This window comes from Micromonospora sicca (assembly GCF_003172935.1).
Taxonomy (GTDB): domain Bacteria; phylum Actinomycetota; class Actinomycetes; order Mycobacteriales; family Micromonosporaceae; genus Micromonospora; species Micromonospora sicca.
This window is the reverse complement of the sequence record NZ_QGKS01000110.1, coordinates 24,114-41,455: the sequence shown is the minus strand read 5'-3', so window position 1 is coordinate 41,455 and position 17,342 is coordinate 24,114. Positions and strand designations below refer to the sequence as shown.

General features: G+C 68.0%; 18 protein-coding genes and 3 pseudogenes. 8 read left to right on the top strand and 13 right to left on the bottom strand.

What is annotated here, in order from left to right; all coding sequences use genetic code 11:
• The 8 genes and pseudogenes from DKT69_RS39500 to DKT69_RS04905 form a co-directional block, all read right to left on the bottom strand.
• Nucleotides 1–202: hypothetical protein (locus DKT69_RS39500; RefSeq protein WP_236647323.1), on the bottom strand; the 202-nt coding region annotated here is incomplete at its 3' end.
• Between the two features lie 11 nt (nt 203–213).
• Nucleotides 214–750, bottom strand: a complete 537-nt coding sequence (locus tag DKT69_RS04935; protein ID WP_201749491.1) for a recombinase family protein — start codon at nt 748–750, stop codon at nt 214–216.
• 207 nt (nt 751–957) lie between these two features.
• A pseudogene (locus DKT69_RS04930) lies at nt 958–1,698 on the bottom strand (class I SAM-dependent methyltransferase); the annotation flags it as partial.
• A 227-nt stretch (nt 1,699–1,925) separates the two neighbouring features.
• Nucleotides 1,926–2,312, bottom strand: a complete 387-nt coding sequence (locus tag DKT69_RS04925; RefSeq protein WP_236647341.1) for a VOC family protein — start codon at nt 2,310–2,312, stop codon at nt 1,926–1,928.
• Nucleotides 2,313–2,400: 88 nt separating this feature from the next.
• Nucleotides 2,401–2,958: a dihydrofolate reductase family protein gene (locus DKT69_RS04920; RefSeq protein ID WP_109800397.1), complete on the bottom strand. Its 558-nt coding sequence runs from the start codon at nt 2,956–2,958 to the stop codon at nt 2,401–2,403.
• Between the two features lie 437 nt (nt 2,959–3,395).
• Nucleotides 3,396–3,647, bottom strand: coding sequence for a hypothetical protein (locus tag DKT69_RS04915; protein ID WP_109800396.1), 252 nt, complete (start codon nt 3,645–3,647; stop codon nt 3,396–3,398).
• Between the two features lie 274 nt (nt 3,648–3,921).
• Nucleotides 3,922–4,521 (bottom strand): DUF998 domain-containing protein, encoded by a 600-nt coding sequence (locus DKT69_RS04910; RefSeq protein ID WP_161557768.1) that lies wholly within the window; start codon nt 4,519–4,521, stop codon nt 3,922–3,924.
• A gap of 22 nt (nt 4,522–4,543) precedes the next feature.
• Nucleotides 4,544–5,032: an SRPBCC domain-containing protein gene (locus DKT69_RS04905; protein WP_109800394.1), complete on the bottom strand. Its 489-nt coding sequence runs from the start codon at nt 5,030–5,032 to the stop codon at nt 4,544–4,546.
• A gap of 65 nt (nt 5,033–5,097) precedes the next feature.
• Between DKT69_RS04905 and DKT69_RS04900 the strand changes: the two are divergent.
• From DKT69_RS04900 to DKT69_RS04890, 3 genes and pseudogenes are all read left to right on the top strand, one after another.
• A pseudogene (locus DKT69_RS04900) lies at nt 5,098–5,238 on the top strand (DUF5131 family protein); the annotation flags it as partial.
• 117 nt (nt 5,239–5,355) lie between these two features.
• A complete protein-coding gene (locus tag DKT69_RS04895) occupies nt 5,356–5,691 on the top strand; it encodes a carboxymuconolactone decarboxylase family protein (RefSeq protein WP_109800402.1) in 336 nt (111 codons plus the stop codon).
• Entirely contained in the window at nt 5,681–6,262 is a 582-nt protein-coding gene (locus DKT69_RS04890) for a carboxymuconolactone decarboxylase family protein (RefSeq protein WP_109800393.1), read from the top strand. The genes DKT69_RS04895 and DKT69_RS04890 overlap by 11 nt, the downstream gene beginning before the upstream one ends.
• Before the next feature lie 133 nt (nt 6,263–6,395).
• Here the strand turns inward: DKT69_RS04890 and DKT69_RS04885 are convergent, their stop codons facing one another.
• Nucleotides 6,396–7,214: an ATP-grasp domain-containing protein gene (locus DKT69_RS04885; protein WP_236647340.1), complete on the bottom strand. Its 819-nt coding sequence runs from the start codon at nt 7,212–7,214 to the stop codon at nt 6,396–6,398.
• 67 nt (nt 7,215–7,281) lie between these two features.
• Here DKT69_RS04885 and DKT69_RS38140 point away from each other — a divergent pair, with 67 nt between their 5' ends.
• Nucleotides 7,282–7,542, top strand: a complete 261-nt coding sequence (locus DKT69_RS38140) for an MmyB family transcriptional regulator (protein ID WP_109800392.1) — start codon at nt 7,282–7,284, stop codon at nt 7,540–7,542.
• A 123-nt stretch (nt 7,543–7,665) separates the two neighbouring features.
• Here the strand turns inward: DKT69_RS38140 and DKT69_RS04875 are convergent, their stop codons facing one another.
• The gene (locus tag DKT69_RS04875) at nt 7,666–8,607 is read right to left on the bottom strand and encodes an inositol monophosphatase family protein (RefSeq protein WP_161557767.1); all 942 of its coding nucleotides are present in this window, start codon (nt 8,605–8,607) and stop codon (nt 7,666–7,668) included.
• A gap of 14 nt (nt 8,608–8,621) precedes the next feature.
• Nucleotides 8,622–8,987: a transposase family protein gene (locus tag DKT69_RS41345; RefSeq protein WP_161557766.1), complete on the bottom strand. Its 366-nt coding sequence runs from the start codon at nt 8,985–8,987 to the stop codon at nt 8,622–8,624.
• Between the two features lie 65 nt (nt 8,988–9,052).
• On the opposite strand from DKT69_RS41345, the gene DKT69_RS04870 reads away from it, so the two are divergent.
• Together DKT69_RS04870 and DKT69_RS04865 are read left to right on the top strand one after the other, a co-directional pair.
• Nucleotides 9,053–9,994, top strand: a complete 942-nt coding sequence (locus tag DKT69_RS04870; protein ID WP_109800390.1) for an ATP-binding cassette domain-containing protein — start codon at nt 9,053–9,055, stop codon at nt 9,992–9,994.
• Nucleotides 9,991–10,740, top strand: coding sequence for an ABC transporter permease (locus DKT69_RS04865; protein WP_109800389.1), 750 nt, complete (start codon nt 9,991–9,993; stop codon nt 10,738–10,740). The genes DKT69_RS04870 and DKT69_RS04865 overlap by 4 nt, the downstream gene beginning before the upstream one ends.
• Here the strand turns inward: DKT69_RS04865 and DKT69_RS04860 are convergent.
• Complete coding sequence (locus DKT69_RS04860; protein WP_109800401.1) at nt 10,724–13,858, bottom strand: ATP-binding protein; 3,135 nt, start codon at nt 13,856–13,858, stop codon at nt 10,724–10,726. The genes DKT69_RS04865 and DKT69_RS04860 overlap by 17 nt on opposite strands.
• A gap of 491 nt (nt 13,859–14,349) precedes the next feature.
• Between DKT69_RS04860 and DKT69_RS04850 the strand changes: the two genes are divergently transcribed.
• Nucleotides 14,350–14,754 carry a hypothetical protein gene (locus DKT69_RS04850; protein ID WP_109800388.1) on the top strand — a complete coding sequence of 135 codons (405 nt, stop codon included), beginning with the start codon at nt 14,350–14,352 and terminating at the stop codon, nt 14,752–14,754.
• Nucleotides 14,755–14,843: 89 nt separating this feature from the next.
• Here DKT69_RS04850 and DKT69_RS04845 read toward each other — a convergent pair whose 3' ends face one another.
• Nucleotides 14,844–15,386 (bottom strand): hypothetical protein, encoded by a 543-nt coding sequence (locus tag DKT69_RS04845; protein WP_201749490.1) that lies wholly within the window; start codon nt 15,384–15,386, stop codon nt 14,844–14,846.
• Nucleotides 15,387–15,764: 378 nt separating this feature from the next.
• On the opposite strand from DKT69_RS04845, the pseudogene istA reads away from it, so the two are divergent.
• A pseudogene (gene istA, locus DKT69_RS04835) lies at nt 15,765–17,285 on the top strand (IS21 family transposase); the annotation flags it as partial.
• Between the last annotated feature and the right edge of the window lie 57 nt (nt 17,286–17,342).

Here is a 17,342-nt window from a genome sequence, read left to right as displayed (position 1 = left end):
CCCCACCCGCAAGAACCGCAAGGTCCCCATCCGACCAATGCGCAGCGATCACCTCGTCGGCCATGCCCCGAACCAGGTCCGCCAGCCACCCCACCCGTTCGGCCAATATCCGCCCAACCACCGGCCCCTGCACACCGGGCGCGTCGGGCTTACCGCCACACACCGCCCGGTACGCAGTGCACGTCGCGGTCGACGTCAGCACGGAACCCGTCACTACCCAACGTCCCCACCCGCGGCTGCCAGCAGCCGACGCCTGGCCTCACGAGACCGGATCCCATACATTCGGCCCGCGAACGTGGCCACCAGGGACATGAAATCATCCAAGAGTTCCTCGACCCCACCGGCCGAACCCTTCGCATGCAACACCTCGACGCTCACCCCATCACGGGCAAGCAGAGCGGTCAACCACGCGCCGCCGAACCGGGCCAGCCGATCGCTGTGCGTCACTCTCACCACCGTAAACCCGCCCGCCGCCGCTGCCTTCAGCAGCCGGGCAAGTCCCGGCCGGTTCTCCCGCAACCCAGACGCCCGGTCCTTGAACACGGCCACCACCTCGCCGGCAGCCGTAGCCCGCAACTCTGCCTCCTGGGCCACCAGCGACGACTCCTGGCCAGTCGAACCAGACACCCGTACATACAACGCCTCACGGCGCGGCCGTACCGCCTCAACGCGTCCGACAAACACGTCGAGCAGGGAAGAGTCGAAACGACGCTCCCGACCGACCCACGTCACCGCCACGCGTTCCCTCATCCGCCCACCGGCGCAGGGTCACAGGATGAACACCGACGTACTCCGCAGCCGGACCCAGACGCAGCAAGGACACGACCGACAACGTAGCACATAGGATCGCTTAGCTAATCAGCCAACAGTGATGCACCCTAACCGTTTGACCGATGCGAGTGGGGCCTGGACTGCCCATGGCTTCGGGCAGAGAAGTCGTACCCGGATGTGGCGGGTTCAGGCGATCAGCAGGCGAAGGCCAAGCTCTGCTGCATCGAGATCGACGAGGTCGCGGTTGCGTTCTGCCCACCGACCTGAGGCGAGATCATCACGGAGGCTGTGCACTGCCCTCTGCTCGGCGTCCGGCCCGACTCTGGCCCAGACCGATACCCCGCGACGAACGTTCTCGTCGAGGTATTCCTCCGGCCGGCGCCAGTAGGCCTCGAAGAAGCCGTCAGCGCAGTCCCACGGGATGAGCACCGGCTCCACGCGGGCTCCGATCGCGCTGGCCAGCTCGGTCAGCGAAGGCCGGTCGACAAGGAGGTCCGCGACTTCAGGAAGGTAGTCGCGAGTAAGCCAGAACCGACGAAGCCATCCGGTGTCACTGGTGTCGTGCGTGAACACCACCACGCTGCGAGCAACGCGCCGCATCTCGCGCAGGCCCGCGATCGGGTCCTGCCAGTGATGGATGGTGGCAAAAGCCATCGCTGCGTCGAAGGACTGGTCCTCGAACGGAAGGCTCTCCGCAGCGGCAGCCACGCACGGCGCTGCGCCTGCGGGGCGCTGCGCACGCATGAGCGCCGACGGTTCCACCGCGGTGACGTCACGGTCGGCGGGCTCGTAGGAGGCGGTACCAGCCCCGACATTCAAAACCGTCCGCGCATCGCCGAGCGCAGCCCAGACCCTTGCGGCGATCCGCGGCTCGGTGCGCCGCGTCACGGTATAAGTGGCTCCAATGGTGTCGTACAACTGCGCGCCGGACATGTCGCCGTCTCCCTGGCTGTCACCACCCCCACGCCGCGCACGGGGCCTGGCGTCGCTGCCCTGGAGAGAGTCACGTGCGCACTATTTCACCACACTGGCCGGCCATCGATCCAGCAGCGGCTATCCGCCGGTCACTCTGGCGACACGCGCCGCAACTTCGACACCTGCACCCGCTCGGCCGACTTCGATATCTGCCCCAGCCCGCTTGACTGAAAGCTGTCCTAGAGCTCCTGCACAGGACGTGATAGCAGGCAGAACTCGTTGCCTTCAGGATCAGCAAGCACGACCCAGCTCGCGTCGGAGGGCTGTCCCACGTCGACGCGTCGTGCACCGAGGGTGAGCAACCGGTCAAGCTCCTCCGCGGTGGACACGCCGTCGGCACGCAGGTCGAAATGCAACCGGTTCTCGATCACCTTGCCCTCTGGCACAGCCACCACGTCGATCATCGGCCAGGAACGGTCGGAGGCTGCGATGGTGATCACCTCAGCATCCTCATCAACAACCTGCCAGCCGAGAACCGAGCACCAAAAGTCGGCGATCAGTTGTGGTCGGATGGCGTCGATGGCGATGACGGCAAGACGGCTCGGCATGCCGTCATTTTCACCCACCCGCGGCGATGCACCAGCCCCAGCGCGGCGCTCGTCTCGACACAGCCGACCAGATCAAGCACCACAGCCGACGAGTTCGGTACAGGCTCTAGCCGACCCGGTATCGCAGGTAGACCACGCCGTTGCGGAACCGGCGCTCTTCCAGCAGTTCCAGCTCAAGGTGGAGACCGGCGGACAACGCGCGCGTCCCCCCGCCCACCACGACGGGGTTGAGGAAGAGGTGGCACTCGTCCACCAGGCCGGCCGCGAGCGCGTGCGCCGCGAGTCCCGGACCCCCGACGGTGACATCGCGCTTCGCGGCTTTTTTCAGCCGGCGGACGGCGTCCGGGTCGAACTCCCGCTCGAGCCGGGTCCGCGCGCTGGAGACCGCGTCCAGCGTCGACGAGTAGACGACCTTGTCGGCCGCCTGCCAGATCCGCGCGTAGTCACGCACGACGGCCGGCTGGTCGTCGCCGGCGGAGGCGGTCTCCCAGTAGAGCATCGTCTCGTACATCCGGCGCCCGTAAAGGTAGGTGCCTACCGGCCGTTCCTTGTCGTTGACGAAGGCGTGCACCTCCTCGTCGGGCGCCGCCCAGTCGAAGTCGCCGTTGCCGTCAGCGGTGAAGCCATCGAGCGAGGCGATCGCCGAGTAGATGAGGTTGGCCATCGCGCAATCTTGCCACTGCCCACCCCGTTCGACCTACTACAACCGCACCAGACCGGGACGGCCGCCTCTGAACCGCCCCGCGTTTGGTAGCGGCCCTGCTGTACCGGCCCTGATCGCGGCGACAGCGATCCCGGTCAGGGCCGCTGACCTGCGGAGGAGTGGGCCGCCAGGGACTCGAACCCTAAACCTATGGATTGCGGGCGAGGTGGTCGCTGACGGTTTCGTGCGCCGGCCACAAGCCCCGGCTGGCTGGTTGGAGGTTCGAGCGGTCCGGTGCGTTGCTGTACTTGTCTGCTGTACGGCGACCGAGGCCGCGACGGGGCGACGGGGCTACGAACGTCGGCGGGGAGCCAAAGCATTTGCCCCTGCCGAGCACTCTCGGCGACAGCTGCGCCGCCGACCTGCCCATGCCTCGGCGCCTTGCGATCCGGGGAAACTCACGCAAGCATGCCGAGGTCGCCGAGCTGGTCGAGCAGGGGTGCGAAGCGGGTGACCTCGTTGGTCTTGCCGCGACGTCGGTACTGGCCAGCACGACACCGGTGGCCTGGTTCTGCGGCGGCGAAGACGTGCCGGGCAATAGTGTCGCCGGTCCAGGAGCCGCGCGACGTCTTGCCATCCACGGCGATCGCCCGGTGTGTTCCCGCCGCTGGCACGAGGAGTTGCGCGGCGAGCCAGGCGCCGATCACCATGGCCAGCCGGTCAGGGTCCAGGGCCTATCGCCTGCGACGTACCGTCGCGAAAGCTACAGAGGTTCGATCCTCTACCCACCACCAGGTGCGAGAACGGCCCTGACCAGAAGAAACGCGGTCAGGGGCCGATCTTGTCTGGTCCCGCTGAGTCCAACCGTTACCCGCCGTCGCTCATAGTCTCGGGGGCATATCGGGGGGAGAATCGGGACGCCTGGTTCAGGCTTCGGGAGTCGGACAGAGCCACGGATCCGATCAGCTGGGGCACTTGCAGGCCTCACCGGCAGCAGGTGCCGACGACCGGTACCCCTCTGAAGATCGTTCTGTTAGCCGGCTGGCAAGAGCAGGCGGAGCGCCAGCGTGGTGGTCCAGGCGAAGGCAAGGGTGACCGCGACGGCGAGTCGTACGCTGAGCCCCTCCTGGCCGGGCCAGGCCACCAGCACGAAGCGACGACTCCGGTCGCCGCGCTGTCGGCCGCCCAGCCCTGCTGCCGCATCATGACGGCCCGGCGGACCACAACGAAGCAGGCCAGCACCAGGGCGGTGAAGGCGAGCGGCGGGGCGATCGCGTGCCCGATGCCGTGCCAGCTCATCGGGTCCGGGTTGCCTTCGGGGGCGCCGGGCGGGAAGCTGAGCGCCGGGTCCGGCCGGAACGCTCCGCCCACGATCAGGCCGAGGCCGAAGACACCGAAAAGCGATGGTCCCCAGGTGCCCGCCGGGCCGGGGCGCAGCACCCGCCGCAACCCGACGGCGTATGCAACGCTGAGCAGGCCCGCGACGATGAACGCGGACATCTGAATCCAGCCCAGGGTGCCGAGGGAAGGCGGCGCGACCAGCGGTTCCGCGTTGTCGGACACGGCGGAAGATTTGCTCGTCATCACCGTCTCCTCGGATCCCGGGTCAGCAGGCCAGCGGCTTGCCAGTCTCGAGCAGCGTCTTGAGGTCGCTGAGCACCTCATTCCAGCCGCCGCCGGCGTTGGGCACCTCCCCGGCTACCATCGCTTCCACGCTGGGCGCGTCGGTGACGTCGTGGAGCACCGTCAGCCGGGTGACGCCGGGGCTGGTCTCGTCGATCTCGTAGGTCAGGCGGGTGGCCGGCTCGGCGGCGGCCTCCGAGCCCCAGACTGGGTGCCAGGTCTGCACCAGCCGGCGCGGCGGGTCGACCTCGACGACCTCGCCCTCGATGGCCACCTCGGGCACGCCCGCGGCCGTCATCTCAGGGCTCGCGAGGCCGCGGTACCGGCCGCCGGGGCGCAGCTCGTAGTGGGCGGGCGACCGGTAGCCGTACCGCTCGCTCCACTCCGGGTCCGTGATCGCCGTCCAGACCGCTTTCGGCGTGGCCTGGATGTAGATCCGGTCGCCCTGGACGGTACGCGTGGTGCTGGTCATCACTTGTCCTCCAATTCGGTTTTCAGGTCGACGAGTGCGGCTGGAGGAGTTCGTCGACCTGGGTCCGGGAGATTTGTGATCGCTGCCTCGCCGCCGGTGTCCCGTTCTTCCTCAAGCAGATCGGCGGGTCAACTCCCAAAGCAGGCGGGCGCGAGCTAGACGGCCGGACCTGGGACCAATACCCTGCTGCAATGACGGCCGGGTGAGCCTGCTGCCCAGCCTCCACTCGGCGAAGCCGCCGAGGCCCGTTGCCTAGCGTGTCGCTCGCCGACGTTGTGTACATGAGGGCAGATCGCCGAGCTGGAGAGGAGGCGGAGGGCGCCGTGCCGGATGAGGACAAGAAGCGAGCAGCGCACCGAGCCCTGGTGGATCGCGTCCTGAACGGAGAGGGCAGGGCATCTCCGGAGCAGCGAGCTCGTGCCTTCAGCAACGCCGACATCCCCCCGCCCTTGCACGCGCTGATCGGCAAGGTCGCCACGAGGCCGGCGCAGGTCACCGACGCGGACTTCGCTGCGGCAAAGGCATCGGGCTTCAGCGAGGACCAGCTCTTCGAGCTGGTGATATCCGCTGCGGTCGGCCAGTCCGCCCGGCTGTATGAAGCGGGACTGGCAGCCCTGGCGGAGGCAACCGTCAACGGGGAGGCGGATAATGCGACTTGACATCCTCAACCGCGGTTACGGCCCCGGGACCAAGTTGCTGTTCGGGCTTATCCGGGTGTTCTCCGGGCACCCAGTACCAGACGCCGCCAAGCTGGTTTTCTACCGGCCCGGCTTCTACGGCGCCCGGGCGAAGAAGTTCACCCACGAGGCGATGCGTGGGCCTTCCGCCTGGACGGTAGCTGACCGAGAGCTCATGGCGGCCTTCGTGTCGAAGGTAAACGAGTCTGCGTTCTGCGTCGGCGCGCACACCGCGACGGCGGGGCAGGCGTACCAGGACGGCGCGAAGGTTCATGCGGTGCTGGCCGACCTGGAATCGGCCCCCGTCGAGGACGGGCTCCGGGCAACGCTGCGGATGCTCGGCAAGCTGACCCGGGAGGGAAAGGTGGGCGCCGAGGACATGCGGCAGGTGCTGTCCGCAGGTGTCTCACGCCAGCAGGTCGAGGACGCGCTGGCGGTCTGCGCCGCGTTCAACACGACCGACCGGCTCGCCGACGCCTTCGGCTTCGAACTGCTCAGCCCCGAGGGCTTCGAGGCAGGAGCCAAGTACCTGCTCAAGCGGGGTTACCGATAGCAGCAGGACCGCTTAGGGTAAGGAGGCAAGCAACTTCTCTGGGGCGTGTCAACGATCGAGTGAGGCCGATCCCGGGAAGTTCTGTGGGTGGTTGCTTCCGCTCAGCTGGATCTTCCAGCCACTGCCGCGATGATCACGGCTGGCTCGATGCTGATTGGCCGATCGCTGACCTGCCCGTCGCCCACTTCGACTCCCGCCACACGCCGTCGGCGCGCAGCGCCAGGTCCACCGTCACGAACGGCAGGCCCAATGCGCCGATCAGCGGTGTGAGCCAGCCCAGGTCAATCTCACCCGGCGGTTGGTCGTGTGGGGTGTCCGGGTGCGACCCGATCAGGACGCACCCGCCATGAACCCACCAGGTCCGCACCTCCGCGGAGGTGAACGGCTCGAATTCGCGCAGCACGAACCCGCCGACGAAGTCGTCCTCCCGCAGCTGCCGCAACCGGCTGGCGACCTTCCACGCGGCGTCCCCATCTCCGACGTCCGCAACGAACGCAGCCTCGTCCCAGTAGTGCTTCATCGACTTCACGTAGTCACGCACGACGGCCGGGCCCGCACCGAAAGCAAGCCGAGCCTCGTCGAAGTCCGCCCGGTCTGCGCCCGTAGTCCACGCCGAGCGTGGCGTGACCGCCGCCAGCGTGGGATACCAGCCGGGCAACTCGTGCGCCCGCCGATATTGCTCGGCAGTCGTGCGGACGGTCACGCCCCGCTTGGCGAGCACGTCCGTGAAACGGACGTACCGTTCGCTGCGTAGCATCCAGCCTCGATAGATGGCCGTGCCGCCGCTGGGCACGGGCGCCACCGCCCGCTCTGCGTCATCGCCTCGGGCCAGCGCGTCGTGGTCAACCACAGCAACGGTCAAGCCGGCTTCTCGAGCCGCTTGCGCCTCCGGCGCAAGATGCTCATCCGGACGGCGCGGCCGCAGCGGGTCGCAGGGAACGAGAAGCATCATGCGCCCGATGCTGCCCGACCCGGCGGCATGACCTCCAACGGTTATCCGCCCTCGCGCCGTCGGCGGCATGTGCGGACACCCCTGCCTCCGACACCCGGTCATCGGCGAGCTGCACCTGACCTTCGAAGTGCTGGAACTGGGCGCCGACGACGGCCTGAGCGTGGTCGCCTACGGCACCGAACCGGGCACCGCCTCCGAAGACGGACTACGCCTGCTTGCCAACTGGTCAGCAACACAGAACCAAGACGCGGGCACCGACGCCATCAACAGTCCCGGTAACCGTCGGAGCGTGAATGGGAGACTGCCACGAGAGTCACCCATCACGTAGGCGACGTACTAGCAGCACGTGACCAGACCCCGTCTACTGGTCCAGAGGCTTTAGAGATCGTTTCACTTTGAATTGTGGAGTGTCCGTAGGCAGATGGCGGCGCAGGCCAGGCTCAGCAGGACTTCATAATTGTCGGCGCGGCGATAGCGGAGAGTACGTGGATCCCGTCAGCGCCCGATATGCCGCAGACGCACACCCCCGTCCCCTGGGCTCGCACTTGACCTCATGACGCGGAACGCCATCCCGTCGCCGAGACCGCGCCGCATCAACTGTCACCGCCGGAGGTCGCTTGGTCCCGGCGGTCAGGGGCGCGCCGTATTGAAGCGCGGTGAGCAAGTGACTGTGCAAGTTGGCGTTGGAGTACAGGCCACCGCCTTGATCGCCCGCATGTCCTCCGGTTCGATCGGTGAAACGGCCGCCCGCTTCCTCGACGAGAAGAATCCATGGCGCGTGATCCCAGATGTGGTAGCGCTCGACCAAGAAGGCATCGATTTCGCCACGAACAAGCTCGACGAGCGGGAGGGGGCTTGCCGGTGCGCGGGCCGCGCTCGGTGGGAGACGGGCTCTGGACGCGTCGTCCAGAGCATCGAGCCGAGCATCAGCCAACATCGAAGTGGTGCTGACTTCAAGGCCCTTCGATTCGGCCTCCTCGCGTGGCCAGGACGACTCGAAAGAACCGCCGCCTCGGGTCGCCCACCAGCAGCGTCGCAGCGCAGGAGCGGTGACGACCGAGATCTCAGTGCTCCCGGCAACCTCCAGCGCAATGTGAACTCGCCAGTTCGGGTCACGCCGACTGAAGAACGACGTGCCGTCAACCGGGTCGATGATCCAGACCCGATCGGACTCACCGAGTTGACCAAGTTCCTCGCCGAGGAGCGCATCTTCTGGCCTCGCCGCAGACAACGTCTCGCGAAACAATCGCTCGACTGCCCGGTCGGCTTCCGTGACTGGTGTGCCGTCGGCCTTCAGCGTTGCCGAAACGCCAGACTCGAAGTAAGCGAGCGCGAGGTCCGCCGCCAGATCCGACGTGTCGAACGCGAGTTGTAGGTCATCAGCGCTGTCCACGACCGACGAAGCTATCAGCCCAGACCGCCCGCCCTCAAAGTGCCGTTGGAGGGCAGGGCAAACGTTGCGGCACGAGCTCGACAGCGAGGGACGTACGGGTTCTGCCACGGGCAGCCGGGGGTCGATGAACGACAGCCCCGCCCGCCCGGCGCACTCGTCTGCAGGGCCTGGCAGATCAGCTCGAGGCCGTTGTCGCAACGAATCGCCACCGGCCACCGCCCCCGCGTGGCGGCGATGCGGCCGAGCTCGGCGACGAGATCGTCGCCGGTGGCGACCTGACCGCCGAGGGCTTGCCGGGTGTCCTCGTCGATCACGTTCGCGATCTTGATCGGACGGCCGTCAGTGGTCGCGTCGAACTGGAAGTCAATCGCCCATACCACGTTGTCAGTGGTCGTGTCAGGGGCGTGTCAGGGGGGTGACAGGCCGGGTCCCGATAGTTGGCCGCATGACAACTTCAGCGATTGCGGTCTCAGGACTGCGAAAGGCCTACAAGGACAAGGTCGTGCTCGACGGCATCGATCTTGATGTCCGCGCGGGAACGGTGTTCTCCCTACTCGGCCCGAACGGGGCGGGTAAGACGACGACGGTGAACGTGCTGACCACGTTGATGAAAGCCGACGGTGGCACGGTCCGCGTCGCTGGCCATGATGTCGCAACCGAGGCGAAGGCGGTGCGCGCGGCGATCGGAGTCACCGGTCAGTTCGCTGCGGTGGACGAGCTGCTGACGGGGCAGGAGAACCTGCAGTTGATGGCGGATCTGAACCGCGCGGTCTCCGGCGACGGCAAGCGGGTCGTCACGGAGCTGCTGGAACGCTTCGATCTGGTGGAGTCGGCGCAGAAGTCCGCGTCGACCTACTCCGGGGGTATGCGCCGGAAGCTCGACCTGGCGATGACGCTCGTCGGCAACCCGAAGATCATCTTTCTGGACGAGCCGACGACGGGACTGGACCCGCGCAGCCGCCGCACGATGTGGTCGATCATCCGTGCCCTGGTCGCCGACGGCGTGACCATTTTCCTCACCACCCAGTACCTCGAGGAAGCCGATCAGCTCGCCGACCGCATCGCGGTACTCGATCAGGGCCGCCTGGTCGCCCAGGGCACTCCCGACGAGCTCAAACGCCAGATCCCCGGGACCCACGTCCGGCTCCGGTTCACCACCGCCGCCGAACTCGACGCGGCCGCGCGGGTCCTCACCGACTCCACGCGGGACGACGAGGCACTGACCTTGCGGGTTCCCAGCGACGGCGGCACGAAATCGCTTCGGGCTCTGCTGGACAGGCTCGATGAGCACTCACTCAGTGCCGAGGAGTGCTCCGTGCACACGCCCGACCTCGACGACGTTTTCCTCGCCCTGACGGGCCACGCCACGGAGGTGGACGCGAAATGAGCGCCCAGTCCCACTCGTTGGTGATGTTGCGTCGCAACTTCAAGCACATCGCCAGGAACCCGACCTCGGTCTTCAACGCGGTCCTGATGCCGATCATCATCATGTTGATGTTCGTGTACATGTTCGGGGACGCTTTCAACGTCGGTGTCGACTACATCGACTACGCGACGCCGGGACTGATCCTGCTGGCCGTCTGTTACGGGCTGGGGGCCACCGCGACGTCGGTGAACTCCGACATGACGAAGGGCATCATCAACCGGTTCAAGGTGATGGACGTCTCCCGTGGTGCGGTGCTGACCGGTCACGTCATCGCAAGTGTGCTGACCAACGTGGTCGCCATCGCGGCGCTCATCGGGGTGGCCTTCCTGCTGGGATTCAGCCCGTCGGCGAGTCTCCTCGACTGGCTCGGCGTGGCCGGCATGATCGTGCTGCTCGGATTCGCGGCCGGCTGGCTCACGGTCGCCTTGGGACTGGCGGCAAAGTCTCCAGAGACGGCGGGTCTGGCCGCCGTGCCGCTGGTCATGCTGCCGTTCTTCAGCAGCGCGATCGTCCCGGCGGAGAAGATGGGGCCGGGCCTCAGGCAGTTCGCGGAGTATCAGCCCTTCACGCCGATCATCGAAACCATGCGCGGGTTGCTCAACGGCGCACCGGACACCAGCGACGCGATCATCGCCGTCGCCTGGTGCGTCGGGATTGCTCTCGTCGGATACCTGTGGGCGCGTTCCACGTTCAAGAAGCGAGCGTGACCTCGACCAGCTGACTCCAGCTCGTCTCCGTGCCCTCCCGAGCCGCCTCGGCGAACCCCGTGTCGCCGAGGCGGCTTCGTGCTGCCCGCTCGATCCGGGCCATGTCCGGGAGCGAACGATCCGACAGTCCGCGCACGGCGTTGCTCGCCGCTAGCAGCCGCGCGGCCTGCTCGGGCTGGTCGCGGCGCAGTGCCAGGTCCGCTACCCCGACGAGGACCTGCGCGATCATGGGCGCGTGCCCCGCCTCGGCCGCCGCGCGGTAGGCCGCGGCATGGTATTCACCGGCCTTGTCTAGATCGTCGGCGAGGTAGCCCAGCAGGTCGTGCGTCACCGCGCGGAGCTTCTCCGCTCTGTCCCCCAGCATGGTCGTTGCGACATCGAGTTGCCGGTGAGCCTCCTCGGCGTCGCCGCGCCAACGAGCGAGTTCCGCCTTCGACAGGGCCAGCTCCGCCAGCGCCTCCGGCCAGGTGACCCTCTCGGCATACCGTTCCGCCTCGGCTACTGCGGCCTCGCTGGCATCCTCATCACCGAGCAGCCAGTACAGCTGAGCCTGTCGCGACCGCATCCGGATGACGTCCTCGATGGCACCGACCTCGGTCACAACCTCGACCGCCTGTTCGTAGTACTCGCACGCACCGGCGAACTCGCCCCGCGTGGCGATGCGGTCCGCCAGCTCGGTCAGGGCGAACGAGATCCCGAACCGTTCGCCGAGTGTCCGAAACTCGGTGAGCGCCATCTCAAGGTACGCGTCCGCGTCCCGCCCGGCGTGGCCCAGCATGACCCGTGACTTGCCGAGGTGCAGCCGGGCAAGCGCGCATACCCAGGGGTCCTCGTTGTCCAGCAATGATTCCCACGCGGGCAGGAACGCGTCCGGTGCCTGCAACATGCGTTCCAGCGGGACGACCAAGGCCAGCACGGGGTTGCGGGACTGGCTGCGCTGGGCGAACCGGTACGCCTTGTGGATCCACTCCGCCACCTGGTCTTCGTCGGCGGCCCGCCCGGAGCTGGCGAACGTCACGGCGAGCCCGTAGACGGTGGCCCGGGTCTCGTCGCCCACCTCGCCGGGGATGTTGGTGGCCGCGGTGATCAGCTCCATGCCTTCGGCCCTGTGCCCGCTGAGCCACCAGTACCAGCCGGTACCCGCCGCGAGCCGCATCGCCGCCTGCGCCTCGCCGGCCGCGAGCGCACCACGCATCGCGGAACTGATGTTGTCGTGCTCGGCGTCGAGCGTGGCGAGCCAGGTCAACTGCTCAGCGCGGCGAAGGTGCGGGTCCGCGGTCTCGGTGAGTTCGGTGAAGTAGGCCAGATGCGCGTGGCGCGCCAGGTCCGACTCCCCCACCTCGGCGAGACGCTGCGCGGCGTACTCCTTGATCGTGCCAAGCATCCGGTAGCGCGGTGCGCTGTCACCCGCGGCGACCAGCAGCGACTTCTCAGTCAGCGCCGTGAGCAACTCGAGCACCTCTTCCGACTCGACCGCGTCGCCGGCGCAGACCCGCTCGGCCGCTTCCAGGCTCGCCCCATCCGAGAACACCGAGAGCCTGCGCAGGACCACCCGTTCGGCGTCGGTCAGCAGCTCCCAGCTCCAATCGACCATCGCACGCAGCGTTCGGTGCCGTGGCAAGGCGGTACGGCTGCCGCCGGTCAGCAGCCGGAACCGGTCGTCGAGCCGGTTCGCGAGCTGATCGATCGACATGGTGCGCAACCTGGCCGCGGCCAGTTCGATCGCCAGCGGCATCCCGTCCAGCGCCCGGCAGACGCGCGCCATGGTCGCCAACGTGTGGGCGTCGACCACGAGATCCTTGCGCACCGCGCGCGCCCGGTCTAGAAGCAACCGGACGGCCGGCGCGGACTCGATCTCGCCGGGGGTGGCGTTCCCGTCCGGCAGGGCCAGCGGCGCGACAGGCCACAGCGCCTCACCGGTGATGCCGAGTGGTTCCCTGCTGGTCGCCAGGATCCGCAGCCGCCGGCACTCCCCTAGCATGCGATGGGCGAGCTCGGCCGCCGACTCGATCACGTGCTCGCAGTTGTCCAGGATCAGCAGCATCTCCCGCTCGCGGATGGCGGCGATGAGCCGGTCCCTCGGCTCCAGGTTCGACGCCTCACCGAGCAGTGCGTCGCGGAGGCCGAGCGCGGCGAGCGTGGCCTGCGCCACGTCGCCGTCGGCGCCGATGGCCGCGAACTCCACCATCCAGGCCCCGTCGGGCAGGTCGCCGAGCAGATTGCGCCCGGTTTCCGTGGCCAGCCTCGTCTTCCCCGAACCGCCCGGACCGATCAGGGTGGTGAGCCGGTGCTCGGCGACGAGTTCGGCGACCGCGGCCACATCGGCGTCCTTGCCGATGTAGCTGGTCAGCTCGGCCCGCAGGTTGGTGTTCCGGTTCTCCTCCCGCCGTCCCGACTCGCCGCGCAGCAGCGCGACATGCAATGCGGACAGCTCCGGTGAGGGGTCGACGCCCAGCGCGTCGGCCAAGGCCTCTCTCGTACGCTGGTACACCAGCAGGGCCTCGGTGTCGCGACCGGCCGCCACGAGGGCCCGCATGAGCGCGCCGACAAGCCGTTCTCGCACCGGGTGCGCGGCCACGAGGTCGGTCAGCTCCGTGACCAGCTCCGCACCATGGCCAAGGCTGATCTCCGCGTCGAACCGCTCCTCCATGGCCGTAAGGTGCAGCCTCTCGAGCCGGTTGACCGCAGCGTCGAAAGCCGCACTGTCGGGCAGACCGACGTCCTGCATGGCCGCACCGCGCCACAACGCGAGGGCCTCCCGCAGCCGCCGCACCCGCTGCGGGCCCTCGCCGTCGCGCGCCCGGCCCACGAGGCGTTCGAAGCGCACCGCGTCGACGGCGTCGGGTTCCACCGTCAACCGGTAGCCGTCCGTCTGCCCCTCGATCAGCCCTTCCGGCAGCGCCTTTCGCAGCCGGGAAACCAAGCGGTGCAGGGCATTCGTCGCGTCGGCGGGCGGATTTTCACCCCAGATCCAGTCGAGTAGCGTCGCCTTCGGGACCACACGACCCGGTTCGAGCGCAAGGGCGATCAACAGCCCACGCAGCCGCGCGCCCGGCACGTCGGCGACGCTGCCGTCGTCCGTGCGAACCTCGAACGGTCCGAGCATCCCGATCTGCACCCAACAGATCTTGCCATGCACGAAGATCAGGCCTCCAATCGCCGACGCGGCGTCAAGACCCGGTCACGGCTTGGCCCGGGCCGCGGCCACGCAGCCGGTGCGGACCGAACCCGGGATGGGCCAGCCTCAAGGATTTTAAGATCAACATCTCGTGACATTGAGAGTCGTGCGGCGTCCTGGCCTGGCGCGACCAATTGGATCACCGTGTCAGTGGTCGTGTCAGGGCGGTGGCGGGGCGGTGTCAGGCCTGGCGCCGATGGTGGACGCATGACAGAAGACAGCGCTTCCTCAACTCAGCTCACGCCTCCGCCCGGAGGGTCCCAGGAGATCGACGGCCGCCGCATTTTCGTGCATCGGTCGGGCAGCGGCGGACCGGCCGTGGTGCTGTTGCCGGACGCCAGCGCGGTCGCCTACCCCGGGCACCAGTAAGACCCACATTCCCCATCCGTCCGTTAAGCGAAATTCGTACCAGATTTAGGGAGTGCATAACCATGTCCATCACCCTTTCCGACCAGGACAAGACCACGCTGCGGATTGCCGCGTACGGCGCCGTCACGCTGTTGTCCGCCGCTGGTGCCGCCGGCGGCTCACCCCACAAGATCGCCACCAATGGCAGCATCGCGCTGGGCTCGGCCACCGGCCTGGTCGGGCACGTGCTCGCCGAGTATCCCAAGGGCAAGGAATTGAACGGCAAGTCCGTGGCCAAGATCGCCGACCGCGTGCTGCCGGCCTTGACGGCGGTCATGAGCCTGCTCAAGGAGCAGGCTCCGGAAGAGGCCGACAACTTCCGCAGCACCGTCATCACCGCAATCGGATCCGCCACCCACCACGGCCAGCCCAGCCCCATCGTGGCCGACATGATCCACAAGATCACCAAGGCCCTCGACGCCGCCTGACGGGATGTCAACCTACGCCGCTGTGCCACCGGGTCCTTTCCGGATCCGGTGGCACGCCCGTCGTGGCGGTCAGGGGGCGCGTTCCACGTTCAAGAAGCGAGCGTCACCTCGATTAGCTGACTCCAGCTCGTCTGGGTGCCTTCCAGTGCCGCCTCGGCGAACCCCGTGTCGCCGAGGCGGCTTCGTGCTGCCCGCTCGATCCGGGCCACATCCGGGTGGGAACGATCCGGCAGTCCGCGCACGCCGGCGCTCGCCCCGAGCAGCCGTGCTTCCCGCTCGGGCTGGTCGCGGCGCAGCGCCAGGTCCGCGACCCCGACGAGCACCTGGGCGATCAGGGGCTTGCCCCGTCTCGGTCGCCGTCCGGAAGGCCGCGATGCGGTGTTCGCGAGCCTCGTCGAGATCCTCGGCAAGGTAGCCGAGCAGGTCATGTGCCACTGCGCGGACGTATGCCCGCTTGGCGTCATCGCCCAGCATCGGGTGTCGCGACGTCGAGCTGCCGGTGTGCCTGCTCCGCGTCGCCGCTCCAGCGCGCGAGCTCGCATCGACACGACATCCTCGTTGGCACCGACCTCGGTGACGACCGCTATCGCCTGTTCGTAGTACTCGCAGGCACCGGCGAACTCGCCGCGCATCGCGATTCGATTCGCCAGCTCGGTCTAGGCGAACAAGATCCGGAACCGCCCAACCTCTCCGCCGGATAGTCGATCAAATGAGTTTGATGTATTCTCCGGTTCATGGCTGCGTCGAGCCAAGCCGCCCCAGCGTTCGTACGGCTGGCCGCCCACCCGCTGCGGTGGCGGCTACTGACCGAACTCGCCGACAGCGTGTCGGCGCTCACGGAATTCCCCAGCTGTAGCGGTCTGCCGCTCACGTAATTCCCCACCCGGTCGCTCACGTAATTCCCCATGGGGATGACGAGCGTGCCGTAGGTGTGGGTCCTCGCGATCATGCAGAGTCCTCCCTCGTCCGGGCGACGGGTGAGGGAGTCGATGGCGAGGAGAACGTTCGACGTGGTCGATGTGACCGAGATCTTCATCCACTGGTATGCGGGCCGCTCGATCAGCGAGGTGGCCGTGTCACTGGGTGTGGATCGCAAGACGATCCGTAAGTATCTGGCGCCGGCGGTAGCGGCGGGGCTGACACCGGGCGGGCCGGTGATGGCCCAGCAGGACTGGGCTGCGCTGGTGCTGCGCTGGTTCCCGCAGCTGGCCGATACCAGGCTGCGGCAGGTGACGTGGCCTGCGATCGGCGTGCATCACGATTACATCGTCGAGATGCTCAAGGCCGGGGTGACGCAGGCGACGATCCATCAGCGGCTGCGTGACGAACACGGCTTGACCGCCAGCGTGGCGTCGCTGAAGCGGTATGTGGCCGCGAACCTGCCTGAACAGGTGCGCCGCGACCAGGTCGTGGTGCTGCGCGACGAGGCCGACACCCCGCCCGGTGAGGAAGCCCAGATCGACTACGGGCATCTGGGCTACTGGGCCGACCCGGCGACCGGGCTGCGCCGGCGGGTGTGGGCGTTCGTGATGGTCCTGGCGTGTTCGCGGCACATGTTCGTGCGGCCGGTGCTCGTCATGGACCAGGCCGCGTGGACCGCCGCACACGTCGAGGCGTTCGCGTTCTTCGGCGGGGTGCCGCGCCGGCTGGTTCCGGACAACCTGCGCACCGGGGTGGACCGCCCCGGCCTCTACGACCCGAAGATAAACCGCTCGTATGCCGAACTGGCCGCCCATTACGGGGCGCTGGTCGACCCGGCCCGGTCCCGCAAGCCGCGGGACAAGGCCCGCGTCGAGCGGCCGATGCCGTATGTCCGTGACTCGTTCTGGCGGGGCCGCGAGTTCACCTCCCTGGCCCAGATGCAGTCCGCGGCGCTGGCCTGGTCTCGCGACGTCGCCGGAGCGCGGGCGTGTCGGCCGTTGTCCGGCGCCGCGCCGGCCTCGGTGTTCGCCGCGCTCGAGGCCGAGACGCTACAACCATTGCCTACCAAGGCGTTCGTCCTCGCGACGTGGTCGACGGCGATGGTCGGGCCGGACATCCACGCCAAGGTCGGTAAGACGATCTACTCGATCCCGTGGCGATATCTGGGTCAGCGCGTCGACGCCCGATCGACGCCGTTGGTGGTGCAGTTCTTCCACCAAGGGCAGCTGATCGCGACACACGGCCGTAAACCGCAGGGCAAGCAGACCGATCTGAGTCACTACCCGCCGGAGAAGATCGCCTTCGCGATGCGCACGCCGACCTGGTGCCGCACCCGAGCGGCCGAGATCGGCCCCGCCTGCCGGCAGGTCATCGACGATCTGCTGCAGGTCAACGCCCTGTTCCGGCTGCGCGCCGCGCAAGGCGTGCTCGGTCTGGCCGGTAAACACAGCCCCGCCCGGCTGGAAGCCGCCTGCGGCAAGGCGATCGCGGTGGGTGACCCCTCCTATCGCACCGTCAAGGGAATCCTGATCGCCGGCGCCGAGACCGACCCGCCACCGGCGGCCACCGGTGACGGCGGCGCCGCAGCCCACCTGCACGGCCCTTCGCAGCTGTTCGCGAACGTCATCGCCCTGCCCACCACGAACGCCACGCCCGACGCGGACCCG